At 55.1% G+C, this 16712-nt stretch carries 16 protein-coding genes; 6 read left to right on the top strand and 10 right to left on the bottom strand.

The window, feature by feature from the left end; genetic code table 11:
• Nucleotides 1-28: 28 nt before the first annotated feature.
• The gene (locus SLH49_RS02885) at nt 29-1243 is read right to left on the bottom strand and encodes an HlyD family secretion protein (RefSeq protein WP_320267667.1); all 1215 of its coding nucleotides are present in this window, start codon (nt 1241-1243) and stop codon (nt 29-31) included.
• Nucleotides 1240-3369 (bottom strand): peptidase domain-containing ABC transporter, encoded by a 2130-nt coding sequence (locus tag SLH49_RS02880; protein WP_320267666.1) that lies wholly within the window; start codon nt 3367-3369, stop codon nt 1240-1242. Before SLH49_RS02880 ends, SLH49_RS02885 begins: the two co-directional genes overlap by 4 nt.
• 193 nt (nt 3370-3562) lie before the next feature.
• On the opposite strand from SLH49_RS02880, the gene SLH49_RS02875 reads away from it, so the two are divergent.
• The 3 genes from SLH49_RS02875 to SLH49_RS02865 all read left to right on the top strand — a co-directional run bounded on the left by SLH49_RS02875 (nt 3563) and on the right by SLH49_RS02865 (nt 6038).
• Complete coding sequence (locus SLH49_RS02875) at nt 3563-3760, top strand: hypothetical protein (protein ID WP_320267665.1); 198 nt, start codon at nt 3563-3565, stop codon at nt 3758-3760.
• 74 nt (nt 3761-3834) lie between these two features.
• Complete coding sequence (locus SLH49_RS02870) at nt 3835-4833, top strand: radical SAM protein (RefSeq protein ID WP_320267664.1); 999 nt, start codon at nt 3835-3837, stop codon at nt 4831-4833.
• Nucleotides 4830-6038, top strand: coding sequence for a S41 family peptidase (locus tag SLH49_RS02865; protein ID WP_320267663.1), 1209 nt, complete (start codon nt 4830-4832; stop codon nt 6036-6038). The genes SLH49_RS02870 and SLH49_RS02865 overlap by 4 nt, the downstream gene beginning before the upstream one ends.
• Nucleotides 6039-6231: 193 nt before the next feature.
• Here the strand turns inward: SLH49_RS02865 and SLH49_RS02860 are convergent, their stop codons facing one another.
• Nucleotides 6232-6432 (bottom strand): hypothetical protein, encoded by a 201-nt coding sequence (locus tag SLH49_RS02860; RefSeq protein ID WP_320267662.1) that lies wholly within the window; start codon nt 6430-6432, stop codon nt 6232-6234.
• 285 nt (nt 6433-6717) lie between these two features.
• Nucleotides 6718-8019, bottom strand: a complete 1302-nt coding sequence (locus SLH49_RS02855; RefSeq protein ID WP_320267661.1) for a flavin monoamine oxidase family protein — start codon at nt 8017-8019, stop codon at nt 6718-6720.
• A gap of 151 nt (nt 8020-8170) precedes the next feature.
• Here SLH49_RS02855 and SLH49_RS02850 point away from each other — a divergent pair, with 151 nt between their 5' ends.
• Nucleotides 8171-8653, top strand: coding sequence for a helix-turn-helix transcriptional regulator (locus SLH49_RS02850; protein ID WP_320267660.1), 483 nt, complete (start codon nt 8171-8173; stop codon nt 8651-8653).
• 73 nt (nt 8654-8726) lie between these two features.
• On the opposite strand, the gene SLH49_RS02845 is transcribed toward SLH49_RS02850, so the two are convergent.
• From SLH49_RS02845 to SLH49_RS02830, 4 genes are all read right to left on the bottom strand, one after another.
• A complete protein-coding gene (locus SLH49_RS02845) occupies nt 8727-9227 on the bottom strand; it encodes an SRPBCC family protein (protein WP_320267659.1) in 501 nt (166 codons plus the stop codon).
• 88 nt (nt 9228-9315) lie between these two features.
• The gene (locus tag SLH49_RS02840) at nt 9316-10545 is read right to left on the bottom strand and encodes an RNA polymerase sigma factor (protein WP_320267658.1); all 1230 of its coding nucleotides are present in this window, start codon (nt 10543-10545) and stop codon (nt 9316-9318) included.
• Nucleotides 10542-10895, bottom strand: a complete 354-nt coding sequence (locus SLH49_RS02835; protein WP_320267657.1) for a YciI family protein — start codon at nt 10893-10895, stop codon at nt 10542-10544. Before SLH49_RS02835 ends, SLH49_RS02840 begins: the two co-directional genes overlap by 4 nt.
• Nucleotides 10896-10935: 40 nt before the next feature.
• Complete coding sequence (locus tag SLH49_RS02830; RefSeq protein ID WP_320267656.1) at nt 10936-11448, bottom strand: SRPBCC family protein; 513 nt, start codon at nt 11446-11448, stop codon at nt 10936-10938.
• A gap of 809 nt (nt 11449-12257) precedes the next feature.
• Between SLH49_RS02830 and SLH49_RS02825 the strand changes: the two genes are divergently transcribed.
• A complete protein-coding gene (locus SLH49_RS02825; protein ID WP_320267655.1) occupies nt 12258-12422 on the top strand; it encodes a hypothetical protein in 165 nt (54 codons plus the stop codon).
• 677 nt (nt 12423-13099) lie between these two features.
• Here SLH49_RS02825 and SLH49_RS02820 read toward each other — a convergent pair.
• Nucleotides 13100-15328 (bottom strand): xanthine dehydrogenase family protein molybdopterin-binding subunit, encoded by a 2229-nt coding sequence (locus SLH49_RS02820; protein ID WP_320267654.1) that lies wholly within the window; start codon nt 15326-15328, stop codon nt 13100-13102.
• A gap of 3 nt (nt 15329-15331) precedes the next feature.
• On the bottom strand, nt 15332-15796 hold the full coding sequence (locus SLH49_RS02815; RefSeq protein ID WP_320267653.1) for a (2Fe-2S)-binding protein: 465 nt from the start codon (nt 15794-15796) through the stop codon (nt 15332-15334).
• A 132-nt stretch (nt 15797-15928) separates the two neighbouring features.
• Between SLH49_RS02815 and SLH49_RS02810 the strand changes: the two genes are divergently transcribed.
• Nucleotides 15929-16369 (top strand): MarR family winged helix-turn-helix transcriptional regulator, encoded by a 441-nt coding sequence (locus SLH49_RS02810; RefSeq protein WP_320267652.1) that lies wholly within the window; start codon nt 15929-15931, stop codon nt 16367-16369.
• Nucleotides 16370-16712: the final 343 nt, after the last annotated feature.

The raw sequence follows: 16712 nt of genomic DNA, 5'->3' as shown, positions 1-16712 counted from the left end.
GATCGAAAGGTACTCGGTTCCCTTTAGTCTACCTATCTGATGCTTGCGCCGCCGACACGCGGTTGAACAAGCTCTGGGGTTTCAGGAAGGCGATAGTCCGAAGTGGTTGGCCGACATATAAACCCGCCTCCGATGCTGTTTGAGTGTCAAACTGTAGTCGAGCGCGGTAGACTGGTGTGTCGTCGCTCACCCCTAGTTTGACCGTATCAGAAACGTTTTCAGCAGGTATGGGCGTTGTGGAAACGGCTGCTAAACTGGCACGTACGCGGAATTCACGACCATCAGGCGCAGCCAAGGTGACGGCAAATTCCGGTTGGCTGCGTAGCGCCGACGATTGTCGCGCCGTCATATAGAGATCTGCACTCCAGCTGACAACAGGCGGTGAAATGACCATCAGATCAGCACCAGCTGCCACACTTTGCCCAGGACGCGACTGAACGAATTCAACCCGGCCAGAGATTGGTGCCGTTACTTCAACGATGCTCGGTGCATCAAGTGTTGCAAGCTGGGATTCCATTTCAGCAAGCTCTGCGGCGAGGCGCGCGTCGCTTGACCGCCAATCCGCCATTTCCTCCTCCTGCAGTCCCTGTAGTTCTACGATATCAGCCTGGATCGTCAGCCTGTCATTTTGTAGATTCATCAGCGCCATCTCGGCTGCAATAGTGCTTTGTTGCGTCTCGTTGACAGCACTTAACACCGCAAGTCCTTGCTGCTGCAGCATAGTCAACCGCTCGGCTTCCGCACTTAAAAGGTCAAAGCTGTACTCACTACGCGAGATAAGGACATCCATCTGCCTGATACGTTGTTCTGCCAAATCTATTTGGCGCGCCCGACTTTCGCCTTTCAGGCGTATCTCTTCAGCCTCAAGTGCGCGGACCTCGCTAAGTTGACCGAGGCTGCTGCGCAGCGCCTTTGCAGCAACGATACCTTCGGCAGGCCGAGAAATGGTCGTCAGGACCATGCCCGACCTTACTTCGGCCCCTTCCTCAATAAGGAGCGTGATAACCGTTCCTGATCCGGGAGAAGTAATGCGAATGGGACCCGGAGAAACCGTGACGACACCTTCAATCGCTATAGTCCTGGGTAGCGGCACAAAGACAATGATGCCTCCGATCGTGATAAGAAGAACAATGAGTACAAAGACGTGTTTTGCTGCACTGGCAAGATGATCCGAAACAGAGTGATGTTGTAGACGATCGTTTTGCGCGGCGACAGCAGCGGGCCGAAATGCCGGGCGGCTCATTCCGCGGCTTCCTTAAGACTGCCGCCAATAAGACGGCCCTGTCGCACTTCCAATATCCGGTCGGCCCAGTTCGTCAGAACCTGCGGGCGGTGGGTAATAATCAGCCGGCTCATCTCCCTCTTCGCGGAGAGGTTTCGGTGAATCTGTTCTTCCAGTTCGACATTGAGGTTCGCTGTTCCCTCATCCAAAATGAGGAGCTCAGGCTCGTGATAAAGCGCACGCGCGATCATAATGCGCTGCGTTTGTCCGCCGGAGAGCTGCGCGCCGCCGTCGCCAATTGGCGTATGATACCCAAGGGGCAGCGCCTCAATTTCGGTATCAATCGCAGCTAGGTGCGCGACCTCTGCAATCCGGTCATTATCCGGGAAATCTGCAAAACTGCATATGTTATCGGCCACACTACCACGAAACAGGTCGTCATTCTGCAAGACGACGCCGATGCGGTTGCGCAATGCACGGCCGCGACCTGGCGTAAGCGGCACATCATCGACAAAGATCTGGCCATCTGTGGGGAACTTCAAGCCAGTGATAAGTGAGACAAGCGTTGACTTTCCCGCGCCCGAGACACCGATGACGCCTATTGTTTCACCCGGAGTGATTTCTAGGTTGATGTTGGTCAGAGCCATCTCGTGTGCGCCCGAATGCCGGTAGCTCACGCAATCAAACCGAAGCGATAACCCATCGGCGTTCTTGCTCAGCACCCCGGAGCCAACTGTGTCAAATGCGTCCGGATCAGGCTCTTCTTCCAGTATGCTAGAAATGTTATCGACATGGCTTGTTACAGCATGGATCTGCCGCAAAAACGTTGCCATCCGTTGCAATGCCGCAGTCATGAGCCCCAAGATGATAAGAATGGCTAGAAGTGTCCCGACAGTTAAATTGCCAGCCATCACCGACTTTGCCCCAATCCAAACCACGATTGGCATGGTTAAAGTAAGAACGATTTCGATGGCACCGTCACTGGCGCGTTCACCTCTTTCAAACCGCCGTTCGGTCTGTAGCATTTCCACAAACCGCCCGGACCAAGCCCCGAAACTCTGGGCCTCGGCATTGCGGATGCGCACGCTGTCGATGCGGCTGACAAGCTCTATCGCAGCCCCGTTCGCTTCGGCACGGGCGTGCAGACGGTCTGCTTCGACCAGCCGCTGATAGTGCCCGGCGATGCAGTGGATAATCGCGATGAGGATCAACGCAAAGAGAACAGTGGCACCTATAGCTGGGCTCAGTACCGTCAGCATCACCAGACCTGGTAGGAATATGATGCAATCAGCAACTGCGGGAATGCCCCTTGCCACTGCAAGTTCCTGCACTTGAGAAGATGATGTGACACGCGAAAGGATTTGGCCGGTATCGCGTGCATGAAACCATGCAACCGGCAGTCGGATCAGTCGATCAAACAAGCTGGAAACCATCAAACGCGACACACGTTGAGAATACTCTATTAGAACGCCGCGAAGCATGATTCTGCAGATAGCAGCGACCAGCAACAGCGAAAACATCCCGAAAACCGTCCCTGACAGCAACAGGCCGCTCGTTGATGGGATAGCCACATCCACAATGTAGGCGGTCAGCAACGGGACTGCCATTTGGACCGCTTGAAGAAGGATCGATGTGCAGACTATCAAGGTTACGACGACGTTCTGGCCGGCAAATTTTGGCCAGATCTGCCGAAGCGATGGCCGCGGGCCAGTTGGCGGGAGTTTCATTTGATCGCTGGCTGGCGTAAAGCCAACAGCCACGCCAGTAAAGGAACAGTCAAAGTCATTGGCGCTGATATCGACAGCACCCTTGGCAGGATCAAGGATGTGATAACGCGCGCCGCGCATACCCGCAAAGATGACATAGTGATCAAAGTTCCAATGCAGTAACAGGCAATCCTTGTGCCGCCGAACTTGCCCTGGCTCGAGTCGCATCATCCTTGGCTTCAGCCCAATCTCGCGCGCAATCTTCAATATGTCGCGCAAAGATGTTCCACGATTACTGCTGGGATAGAGCGCCCTCAATGTTCTGAGTGCGATTGGACGGTCATTATGCGCCGCCACCATGGCGAGGCATGCCAATCCACATTCGCTCACGACGTCTTGCCGAATGAGAGGTAGCCGGGACTTGAACAACTGAACGACCATGGCACAGCCCCCTGGGTTAGCCGATCACACGCGGCATTTCGCACTTACAGGCATTTTGATCGGCCCCGCGCGTCAGTCACCCCTTCAATTCTGTAGTATTGGAGGACGGACGTTTGCTGCGGATGATCCAGATACCGCATTGTATCGACTTCGCTGCAATACGGCTTTTTTCAACTCAACAGGAGTTCGAACAATGAAGGACTTGATAACTGGCGCTTCGCAGACACAGGTGGATTTCAATCTGATCAGTTTTGAGATTGACGTCTTCGGCCGTTACGAGGTGACCGACCCCGAGATGCTTGATGTCGTTGCCGGCGGTTTCAGCACCAGCGGCAACGGCAGTTGCCAGCAGACCCAAAACGGAAACTGCGGCTGCAATACTCGGTCCTAGAGTTAGCGACCTTGGATGCTGGGTGCCAACTCACCCAGCATCTTCCCGATATCCTTCGAGAAAAGGTGACTGTTATGGCGAAAGATCTCTCCGACTACACTGAAGACGAAGCGAAATACATCAAAGGGTCGTTCAGTCCTCATGCGCTGGAACTGACCGTTTTGCCGACGGAGAAATGCAATTTTCGCTGCACCTATTGTTATGAAGATTTCAAGATCGGCAAGATGTCAGCGCGGACAGTCGCAGCGTTGAAAGCGCTGATCGATGAACGGTCGATGGATCTTCAGGTTTTGCGTCTCAATTGGTTTGGCGGAGAGCCGCTTTTGGCCTCAGACATCGTGCTGGATGTCGCCTCCCATGCCCATGCTGTTTGCTCGGATTGCGAAATCGACTTTTTCGGTGAGATCACCACAAACGGATACCTGCTCGACCTGGCGCTTCTTGAACGCCTGACAAATGTAGGCATGCGGGACTATCAAATTTCGATCGATGGTGACCGCACAGGCCATAATGAGACCCGCATACTTGGGTCCGGTGCCGGAACCTATGATGAGATTATGGCGAATTTAATGGCTGCACATCAATCGGATCTCGACTTCCATATCACATTGCGCGTTCACATTACCCGCCAGAACATAGGCTCTGTTGAACGTGCCATTTCTGAAATGCAAGATACCTTTGGGGCCGATGACCGATTTTCGTTTTTTATTAAAGCGATCGAGAATCTGGGTGGCGGTGCCACGGTTCGCGAGTCGGTTCCGGATAAAGGCGATGCACGCGATATGCGATCCCGTATGGAAGCACTTCTCGGGCTTAATCGTGGGCAGGATACGGTGTCGATATGCTACGCCTCTCGCCCCAATGCATTTGTCATTCGGGCAGATGGAACCGTGGGCAAATGCACCGTTCTTCTGAACGCCGATAGCAATCGCGTTGGAAACCTGAATAAAGGGGGTGAGATGCAGATCGATATCGATCGTTTACGACGTTGGATGACGGGGTATGATACACTTGACCGGGCCACACTGCATTGTCCGGCGGATGCGCTGAACATGTGGAGCGAAGCCAATTGAAAGACAGCGTGAAACAGGACCTGTCGGCTGGGCAACGCGCACATATTTGTTCGCGTATCCTGTCGGCTGTCGAATTGTGCTTTCCCCACAGCCTGGCCGGTAGCGATTTCGAAACCGAAGACAAGATCAAAGAGTGGCTTGATGATGCGATGATAGCATCAAACCGATCTGACTTTGCGCGCATATGTCAAAGAGGTCTCGCCTCGTTGAAGAATGGTCATACTTCGTTCCGAGATGACTGCGTTATGAGTACGCCCTTTCTTGGCTTTCACGCTAGAACCTTGGCGGATACGGCATGGACGGTAACTAGCAGCTCGCGAAAGGATATCGAAATCGGCCGCACGATTGTCGCGATCAATGACCAACCCATGGAGGCCGTTTTTAAGAGTATCGCGCCGTTCATCAGCGCATCACGGGATGCCAATGCGAGAGCCATAACGTTTTACAACAGCTGGCTGTTGCCTCCAGATGGCACCCTGACACTTTGCAACGGCCAAACTGTGTCCATGACCTCTAGCGGCACTAATGTTCATCACCGCGGTACAGCGGTCAAAATGTTTGAGATAATTGATGGCCGGATTGGGATGCTCACGATCCCCGACTTTGGCTTGCAGAGTAGCGATGCAGCCTTGGCCGAACGCGAAAATATTGAAGGATGTGAAGCACTCATTGTGGATCTTCGCGGTAACGGTGGCGGCAGCACACCGATGAAATTGATGCGCGGGTTGCATCCCGGACGCATGCCACTTTGGCAAGAGGCTTCAATTCTCGTATCCGGCCTTGAGAGGGCAAGCCGCGAAAAGGGTGTGAGCGGGTGGCCGCAGCCAGGCCGCATGATTTGGCCCACTGAATTTGCCCTCGGCGATGACAACGCTTTTTCGGGGGACATGGTCATTCTGCAGGATGCAAACACCTGTTCTGCCGCCGAAGACTTCGTCATGCCATTTAAGACCAGCGGTCGCGCGCACATTATGGGCGAAAGGTCCGCAGGCAGCACTGGTCAGCCTTATTTTGAGCGATTGGCTGATGACATATGGTTCCGAGTTGCAGCCAAACAAGTCTTATGGCCCGATGGCACCGCCTTCGAAGGGAAGGGTATCGCACCGGACACCGAGATCATGCTTACCGCCGATGACTTGGTCGCTGGTCGTGATCCTGTTCTGGAGGCGGCAATTGATTTTCTTGCCACTACTGGTAAAGCGTAGATTTCTCTAAGCGAAAACACTTACGGTTTGCCAACGCGGTGCTTCATTACAAATGACAACTTCGCTTCGTGTCTTGTCAAACGCTTGCTATCTTCTAATAGCTGCCGTCGTAGCTCTACGTTCTATTCTAGTAACTGTAGCCTTTGGAGAAAAGATGCCGGACAAAATGAAGTCCGACATCAAAGAGACTTAGTTAACCCACAGTATTGCAACCACAATTGCCGTTTGTTGTCTGCTGACAGCTGCCGTTGCCGCCTCCGGACCTGAAACCGCCGGCAACGACATCAAGCATCTCGGGGTCGGTCACCTCGTAGCGGCCGAAGGCGTCGATCTCAAAACTAACGAGGTTAAAGTCCACCTCGGTCTGGGAAGCACTGGTTATAATGTCCTTCATTGTTCGAGCTCCTGTTAGTTGAAGAAATCCGCGTAAATCATTTATGTCACCACGCGGTAACAAAAGTATCGACGGGAACGGCCCACCCTCCAATACTATAGAAATGAGGTGGTCTTCGACTTCACCTTGATTTCAGAAGTCAAACCTCAGGCAATGAAAAGGTTATGTAAGTTCATTCGTTGAAGTAGATGCATGTATTCTGGCGTCATCGGACCACCACAAAATTTCTTTTCAACCGGTTCGTTGACCTCGACTATGGAAACAAGGCCGGACAAGTCTGAACTCTCAAGAAGGATATGCCAAATCTAACGTTTCCTTAGCGTGACGCAGGACTTTGTCGTCCGGCAGCGCTGCAATGTCACGCGCCGGTTGCCCACCATTGAACGCCATGATGATCGGCTGGCCGATATAGGGGTAGAGGTTGAGCCATTGATTGAAGTGGCCTTGCGGTAATCCATTCTCAGGTGTTGCAATCCAGGTGATGTTCTCGTCCCAGAACACGCTGTCGTACTTGAGATAGACCTTGTCCAAGACGCCCATTCCAAGACGCTCGATTGCGCTTTGCTTCGATCCAGAGAGAGGTGGCTCAAACCTGATACACGCGGATTTGAGTACGCCGAGCGGTACGGTTACGATCACAGCATCAAACGCAAGCTCCGTACCGCCGGATAGTTGGACGGTCGTACCTTCTGTGTTGTAGTTGACTTGTTCAACCTGCGCACCCAAGTTCAGCGCAACTCCATCTGTCATCCCAGAAAAGAGTTGCGAGTAGCCGCCGGGAAACAGAACGTCATCGCCCTGATAGTCGTTGTCCCAAACATAGGCGAGGCCGTTGATCTCTTCAGATCCTGCACCAGCGCTGTGCTGGATCGATATGACCTCGTCTAACCAGTCTGGTTGTTCATCATCCGGGATCAGACGCCCACCTCTTCCGCGAACAATAAAGCTGTCCGCAGTTGGTTTGGTGGACACGCTCCTATCTGCCGCAAGCACCATCAGCGGGTTGTCTTCTGTCCCATGTATCCAGCTCGCCCCTAAATCCAAAGGCGCGCCAAGACCTTCATCCGTCCAGATGCGTCCACCGATGCGATCACGCGCTTCAAGGATGGTCACATCGTTCCCACTTTTCGCGAGCGACGACGCTGCGGCAAGCCCACTCATACCAGCACCAACGACACATATCCGTTGCGCCCCTGTTTGATTGACAGCGTCTGCGGCGATCAAACCAGATTCATAGGCGGCGTGCACGGTGCTGTTATAGTCAGGATGGGTCGCCTCCCCTGCAAAGAACACGCGGTCAAAAACGGGCTCCGCCAAAGCTCGCGCATGCCTACGGGCGGATCCCTTCGCAAAGAAGGAATAGGATCCAAAGCTGAACGGGTCGTGGCTCCAATTTGTACGTATGTATCCAAGCGGGCTACGTGCGCCTGCAGCAGCAACTGACAGTGGAACAAAACTAGCTGCGAGTGCTGCGGTAGCGGTTTCTAACAATTGACGGCGTTTCATGGTGTTGGTCTTCCTAGTTATGTATGAGGATGACCTGCACATCCCAAGTCCGGATGTCAAAAACTGGAAAAAGCTGTTCAAATGAGTCTTAAAAATCTGAAAAATATCATCTTTTTAAGAAACCTAGTAAACTCAGGACCCCGCAATGTGTAGAAGCTTGCACGCAAGTGTACAGCGCATATGACCATAGTTTATATCCGATCTGCGCTATACCATAAGCACAGGTTATCACATGCAGGTCCGCCTCCGCTTTATACTCTCTGCCGCCTACCTTGCCGTCTATATGCTTGTGGAATTGCTCGCTGAGATTGCGGTCAATTTTGGAGGCATATGGGAGGAGCTTGCGTGGTCTTTCTGGAACCTTCCGTGGGGATATCTAAATGCTGTGATTGCACTCATCTTGGGCTGGGAGGCTATCAGGCTGTTCCGATCAATGAATGCAATGGACACACAGCTAAAGGCATCAGCCGCTGCCTTCCAATCAACCGTTTCGTCCTATGCGAAGAAATGGCGTCTGTCTGACGCAGAGAAGGACGTCCTGATGTTGATTTTGAAAGGCTGTACACAAGGACAAATCGCGGAAATGCGCAAGACAGCAGAAGGCACTGTCAAAGCACAAGCTGCTCGCATTTATCAAAAGTCAGGGTTCAACAATAAGAACGAACTGCTCAGCACCTTGGTCGAAGACCTTTCTGGTGGACACTCTGTGTTGTAGGGAGCCGCTGAAGATATGTTGCAAAACAAATGGCGAGCCTCAGGCCCGCCATTACTCTTGGTTTTGATGATGTTCAGGCCAGCGCCTTGATGTTTTTGAGGCCAAGCTCGTAGGTTTTGCCGAGCATGCGGTCCATGAACAGACCAAAGATGCGGAAGACAGGGTTGAAGCCCATGTCCGAAGTCACGGTCCAAGTCACGCGGGTGCCGCCGGCATAAGACTTGGCCTCAATGGTCTGGACGGGCTTACCCATAGGGCCAAGGTCAATCAGATGCGAAACGCGAGTGGCAGTTATTTCAGTCACGGTCTGAGTGCCTTTGCCTTCCTTGCCTTCAAAGTGGAAGCCCGAGCCAACACCCTTGGTTGGGCCAAAAGGTGTGATTTTCAGCTCAGGATCCGTTGTGCAGTAAGGGTTAAAGGTCTGGAAGCCTTCGGTAGAGGCGACGCGCGCGATAACGTCCTCAGGTGAGAGCGCCACATCCGCCTTGCGGGTGACCACAACGGTGCGAGGCAAAAGCAGAGCGAGAAGGGCAACTGCGGCGACAATGGCGAGAATTGTGTAAACGATGGTCATGGGTCTGGTCCTTTCAGATCTGCGGTTGCAAGGGTCTTTCTTGTCCTTTCTGCACACATGACGAATGGCATCGGCCCCAATCGACAGGTCACGACATTTTTTTTCGCAAATCTGCAACTTTTTTCTTGAGCCAGTTTTTTGACGGTTGATCAGCGCACAGATCCACAGCCCTTGCATAGGCCTCCGCCGCCTCTGCGAAACGTGTAAGCCCTGCTAGACAATGCGCCCGCACAGCGTGGTAAGGCTGATAGGTGTCCAGCCCGTCATACGTGATCAGATCCAGCATCTTCAGCCCTTCGGCTGGGCCTGCATCCTCAGCCACAACGGCAGCGCGGCTTATGGCTCCACCAATCGAAGGGTAAGCGTTCATCAGCCCATGATAGAGCTGCGACAGGGCCCGCCAGTCAGTCTTACCAGTAACTGAACGCGCGGCATGCACCGATTGGATGGCGGCCTCAAGCTGGAAGCGTCCCGGAATGTCTGCCTGCACGCGCTTCAGCGAGGCTTGGGTCAAAAGACTGACTGAGTGGTCAATCAGCTTTGCATCCCATAAGTCGGTATCCTGTTCAGGCACGGGCACCAGAACACCGTCTTTGACACGGGCATCTCGGCGCGCTTCTATCAAACCGACAAGTGCGGTTAGGCCCAAAGCCTCAGGGTTTTCTGGCGCTAGCTCTGCCAGAATTGTGGAGAGAAAGAAGGCCTCATGGCTAAGATCGCCGTCGCCTTCCAACCAGTCGACTGCGTAAGCCCCATAGACGGCTTCGAGCACGGCTTCCATCCGCTTGGGAAAAGCATCAGGCTCGGGGACGACAAAAGGAATGCCCGCGGATTTTATCTTCTTCTTCGCCCGCACCAGCCGCTGCGCCATGGTTGCGGGCTTGGTCAGGAAGGCCTTCGCAATCTGCTTGGCCTCTAGCCCCAACACGGTTTGTAGCATCAAGGGAGTGCGGATCGCCTCATCTATCGCCGGGTGGGCGCAGACAAACATGAGCTTGAGCCGTTCGTCCAATGGTACTTCTTCGGTCTCAATCGCTTGTATATCAGCCATATCATTTGCCTCATCTGTGATGAACAGACGGGCATCTTTGCGCGCCTGATCGGTGCGTCTGTTTTTGGCCACGGTCAAAAGCCAGGCCTCGGGTTTGTCGGGAATCCCGCGCTGGGGCCAGGTCTGGAGAGCCGCCACAAAGGCGTCCGCTAGCGCGTCTTCGGCTGCGATGATGTCGCCCGAGCGGCTGGCCAGCATCGCGATTAGTTTGCCGTAAGCGGCGCGGGCAACATCCTCTGCCCGCGCCTGCACGTCGCTTTTGGTCACACGCTGCCCATGGCGGAGGCGCGGATCTCCAGCTTGCCGTAGTGGACGTGCGGACATTTCTCGGCCCATTTCATCGCTTCATCGAGGTTAGGTACGTCGATGGCAAAGTATCCGCCCAAAGTCTCTTTCGTTTCTGCAAACGGTCCATCCTGAACCCGTTTTTCCCCACCCGCCAGTGTGACGGTTGTGGCAGTGTCGGCGGGGTGAAGCCAGTCGGTTTCGATGAATACACCGGCTTCCTGCAAGGCACCGATGTACTGGCCGTAAATTTCTTTCGCCTTGGCCCAATCTTCATCGGTCATGTTGGCGGCCATCGCAGGGTCGGAGTAAAGAAGGAATGTGTAACGCATTGTTTTGTTTCCTCGTTGATGGAGTGTGTTGTTGATGGGATTAAGCGGCCACGTCGGCGATGTTGGCAAGGCCAAGCTCAAAATTCGGTCCGAGCATACCGTCCATGAAGAGCCCCATGACACGGAAGACCGGGTTCATGCCGAGATCCATTTCCATGCTCCAAGTGACTTCGGTGGCACCGTCAATAGCCACGGCCGAGATCGCCTGTGTCGGCTGGCCGAGCGGCCCCAGATCAAGGTCGAACACAACCTGATCTGCGGTGACAGACGCAACTGTTTGTTGCCCCACACCATCTTTGCTTTGAAAAGAAAAGCCAGAGCCAATGCCTGATGACGGGCCAAACATCTCAACTTGCAGGTTTGGGTCAAGATCTTTGTAGGGGTTGAATACTTGGTAGCCCGTGTTGGAGGCAGCCAGCTCAATCACAGCCTCAGGTGCTGTGTCGATCACAGCAGTGCGTTCAATACTCACATGGCGTGGTAACGCCAAGGTGGCGACGGCCAGTGCGGCGACACCGCAAGCTGTATGGGTGGCGATTTTCTTGAAGTTCATTTGTCTGTCCTCTCGTCTCAGGTTTGAGAAGGGCTTCTTGCCTCTTCACCCACACGACGGACAAGAAACGCGCCAATCGACACCAAGGAGGAGAAAACTTCAAAAAACTTGTGTGGCCGAGGATCGACTTTCCCTCCGACAGGCGGGAAATGGACTTGCTCGGTAAAAATCGAGCTCGTCCTCTGCCGGCCTAGCTCCTCCGGAAAGAACGCAGTTATCGAAAAACAAAAGGCGTGGACATTGATCAGGATACCACAGACGACCTTATCGCAGACTACATACGTCTCACGAAGTATGTACTGCCAACGCTTGCGCGAACGGAGCGAACAGACTGGCCGGTCCGCTAAGATCACTGCCTTCAGCGGGTTATGCTGGATACGATTTGCGATGGTGTTTGGTATGAACATCTAGACCGGCCTGCCTACAAGCATCTTTCAAACGAGCAAGCAGATCGGGCCGTTTCGTTGTGCCGAGACATTGCATCAGGCGAGGTCAACCTCGATCAGTTGCATCGCTAGTCCTTGAGGTGGCGCGGGAAGCTTGGGGTCGCCGCTCGGAAAGCATGACGGAAGGTAGCGCGCATGCCGAAACAAATCTCCCTGCAGGATGCCAAACGCATTGAGCGCTCTGATGACCTCGACGATTATTGGCAGGATAGGCGAGAGTGTTGGCTGCCAGTACCGCAAAGGTGCGGCGTCGTTAGCGGGGCTGTTCCGAACGAATGACAGACGAAAATGCCGGCTCGCACAAGACAATGCACTCCCAAATGATGAACATGACGAATTTAATGATGGGGGTTACAACGCAACATGAACAGCATGATTGATCTCAAGAAGCTAGAGCTGACGCCGTCGCTTGGCATTTACGGGCCCGATAATGTTGCCCCCGATGCGCACCTGCTCGACCGCAGGCTGACGATTGATCCCTCTCTGACGCTGATCAACGCGGATCGCATGAACCAAGTTTTTGACTAAAACCGACTGATCAGCGATATCGACCGGCTGGCGGGTGATGGGCACTAAGATATGCAAGAGCGGCTCATCACCCGTGTCGCGGGGGGCCTGCGCAGCCCATCTAGAGATTGAGGCGATCGAAATTCATCTGAGAAAACGCCCCGTTTTGCGGAAGAGTGGACAGCTTGGGGTTTGGCTGTGTGTGGACGCGGCGGTTTTGGCAGAAATCCGAAACCGTATCGCCAGCTAGCTGGGCCTTTCTCAAAAGGCCAAAGCCACGACCCTTAATCTGCAGCTCTCGATCTTCACGATGTCGCAGCAACGCCCTCACTATGTCTGGCCAACAAACGACAGTAGCTTGCACGTTAGCTAAGGCTCGCTCTAGATTTGGCGTCACGGCACTACCGGTAGCTGCCATTCGTACAGGCTGCAGCATTGGCTACTCCCAGCGCACTCCAGCCGAAGGAGACGGCGCAGCATTCTTAGTCGCATTTCGCAGAAGAGCTGCGCGGACGGCCCATCGCCGCCGTTGGAGAACAACAACCTTTGCTGCGCTGCAGCCCGTCGAAGGCAGCATTCGCGGCAGGAGCAAATCAATGCAATCACACCGTCGATTTCTTTCCGCCTTCTAAGCTGTCGGTCGATTGACGTTCAATAGAAGGACCGGCAACCGGAACCATCGGCGCATGCAGCCGACATCAGGCAGCATGGAGCCCGTGTTTGCCGATGGGAAGACTACGGATACGGTCACGTGTGACCGCATAAATCGCATTGGTCAGCGCCGGGGTCACTGGCGGCACACCGGGCTCGCCCAGGCCCCCAGGGGCCTCGTCGCTGGCGATGAAATGCACCTCCTGCTTAGGCGCGGTCGCCAGTTGCATCATCGGATAGTCGGGGAAGTTCAGCTGCTGGATTGCTCCACCTTCAAGGGTGATTTCGCCCCACAGCGCCGAGGTCAGGCCATAAATAACCGATCCGGTAATTTGCGCCTCGCCCGCTGACGGATTGATCAGCCTGCCGCAATCGACGACAGACCAGACCTTGTGCACACGCACGCCACCATCTTCCGTAACGCTGGCTTGGATAGCCTGGGCCACGATGGATTCGAAGCTTTTCACCATTGCCACGCCCATCCCGTGCCGGTCGGGCAGGTTTGAGCCCCAGTTCGCGATCTGGCCCAGACGTTCCAGCACGGCACGGATGCGCGGGTCGCTGGTATGTTTGATCCGAAAGCCAAGCGGGTCTGCCCCCGCCGCCTCGGCCAGTTCGTCCATAAAGGTTTCGTTGAAGAACCCCATTTGCGTGAAATCCACCGCACGCCACGTGCCAACCGGGATAGGGCTGGGGCAGATGACGCGCCCGATTTCCCGGTTCGGCACGTCGTATTGGAAGGCGAAGGGCCGTTCGCTATCGGGCATGCCGGATTGCGCGTCGACATAGTGATGCCGCACGGCGGTAATGCGGCCGCTTTCGACTGCGCCTTCCATCCGGCTCAGTATGGCGGGACGATAGGTGTCATTTGCCATATCGGTTTCGCGTGACCAGATGACCTTGACCGGCGTGTCCATTTCTTGCGCAATGCGCGCGGCGACGGTGACAAAATCTTTCTCAGCCCGACGCCCGAACCCGCCGCCAAGATAGACTTGGTGCATAGTCACATCGGCGGGTTCGAGCCCAAGTGTCTCTGCGGCGGCATTTCGGGCAAATAGCATGTTCTGACTTCCCGCCCAGATTTCGGCTTGGTCCCCTTTCAGGGCCACGGTGCAGTTCATCGGCTCCATCGTCGCATGTGCAAGGTAAGGCACGTCGAAGGCCGCCTGAAGCGCAGTTCCAGAAGCAATCGCTATGGACACGTCGCCTTCTTCGTCCATTACCTCGAACTCACCCCGGTCTAGGTCGGCATTGTGTTGCGCACGCACGCTGTCAGACGACACCTCCGTCTGGCCACCCTCCCAGACGATCTGCAACTCCTGCAAAGCGCGCGTTGCGGTCCAGTAGCTGTCGGCAGTTACGGCGACGACATCGCCCAGGTTGAGGACCCGTCCGAGGCCCACACGTTGGGTCAGCCCGCTTTCGTCGACCGATGCGACCAAGGCTCCGCGCGACGGCGGCAGGGCGATCGTTGCATAGACCATACCCGGCACGGTCACATCGATCCCGAAAGCGGCGGTACCATTGACTTTCGCCGGCAGGTCGAGGCGCGGCTTAGACCGACCGACAATACGGTACTCCGAACTGGACTTGAGCGCAGGTTTGAGGTTCGGCGTGAATTCCGCCGCTCCGGTCGCCAATTCGCCAAAAGTGACGCTGAGACCCGAGGCGTCGTGGGTGATCACGCTGTCGCGCGCTGTCAGGCTGCCTTCAGGCACCTCCCATTTAGCCGCCGCCGCTTGCATCAGCATCTCACGCGCCGCGGCCCCCGCTCGGCGCATCCCGTGATGTCCCGTCAGCCGGATCGCCGTGCTGCCCCCGGTCAGCTGTCCGACCAATCCACCCGCTATCTGCAGGAACGTAAAATCGATCATTGGGTACATAAAGGCCGGGATGTTTGCACCTTCACCAATGACGTAGCCGCGCCCGAGATCGCTGTTGATGTAATCCTCGGTCGCGGGGGCCTGCGCGATGGTCACGTTGTCCCAATCGGCCTCCATCTCTTCTGCCAGCATCTGCGCAAGTCCGGTGCCGGCGCCTTGTCCCATCTCGGAGTGCGGGAAGAACACGGTGATCTGGTTGTCGGGAGCGATCTTAACCCAGGTGTTCAACATCACCTCGTCGCCCGTCGCCGCTTCGACCGATGCCATTTTCAGCCGGTCGGGCGAGAGGGTTATCCCTAGAGCGAGGCCGCCGCCCACGACACCAGCGGTGGCGAGAAAGGATCGGCGGGTCCATGTCCCCAAGGAGGAGCTTTTCCTATTCTGTTCGCTCATAACTTAGGCCTCCCGACGCAAGGCGGCTGCCGTATGCACCGCGGCGCGGATGCGGTCATAGGTGCCGCAGCGACAGATATTGGTAATGGCTTCATCGATATCCTCATCCGTTGGATCTGACACTTCATCCAAGAGCGCCTCGACCGCCATGATCATGCCAGATTGGCAGTATCCGCATTGTGGCACTTGATGCTGCAGCCAGGCGCGTTGCACAGCACTCGGTGTCTCGGACGGCGCAATACCCTCGATAGTGCGCACGACAGCACCATCTACCGCCGACACCGGCAGCACACAGGTACGCGTCGCCTCTCCGTCCACGTGCATGGTGCAGGCCCCGCAGGCGGCGATGCCACATCCAAATTTTGTGCCCGTCAGTCCGATCTGCTCGCGCACAACCCACAAAAGTGGCATGTCGGGGTCGACATCAACCGTGACCTGCTCTCCATTCAACTGGAATGACGTTGACATGCATACCTCCAACCATGTTGACCTTGTTATAGGAGGAGGTAGATACGACCTTCGTAATGTCCAGAGATCGAACAAAAATTTTCAGAAGAGGCTGTCCGTGCGTTTCCCATCAGGGTGCCACAAGGTTTAAGTATGGAAGAAGAAATAGAGAGCCTTCACAAGGCCGTGACCGCGCTGATGAAGGCACTGAAGATCGCGGAAAAGAATGTTCAGGTGGCGCATCGAGAGTTGAACTTCGTCGCTGCTGACATTGCCACGCTCCGATATCTCTCGGATCATCAGGACTGTATGCTGTCGGATTTGGCCAACCACTTGGGCGTGGTTCCAACAACCGCGAGCAGCGTTGTTGACCGCCTCGTGGTGCGCGGGTTCGTGTCGCGCGAACGCCCCGAAACCAATCGGCGCTCCATTGCGCTGAGTATGACCCCCGATGGCCAGCATGCTTTCGCTTTGATCAATGCCGAGGAAAAGCAAACGATGAAAATGATGCTCGATGCTCTGCCTGCAGAGGATCGAGCGCAGTTTGTGAAGTCGATGACGCATATCGCAGACAGGGTTTCTCGACGCGACTAGGATAAGCTAACGGCTCTGGGCGGACCTTAGACTATCTGTCACGATGCTGCGCTACGGCACGTCAAACCTGCCATGCACTGCGTGAGCGAAATGCTCACAAGGTGGGCCCACAGTCTGTTGTATTATGGTTATGCGTCCAAAGCGGCATAAATGAAACGATATACTAAGCAGAGATAGAGTTCGATTATGCCCAAGCGCCTTACCAACCTCCCGGCATTGAGGTCCTGCGCTCGTGGTCTCCATCGATGCGAGGCGAGCTTGCGCTTCGCCAGCGAGGGGTTGCATTCGTCTGCGAGGTGCGGGGTATCGAAAGGACCTGCTGTCTTAGCCTCTACCCCTGATT

The organism is Cognatiyoonia sp. IB215446 (assembly GCF_033963825.1).
In the GTDB taxonomy this organism is placed as follows: domain Bacteria; phylum Pseudomonadota; class Alphaproteobacteria; order Rhodobacterales; family Rhodobacteraceae; genus Yoonia.
Note: the sequence above shows the minus strand (reverse complement) of the source record. Positions and strands in the feature narration are given on the sequence as shown.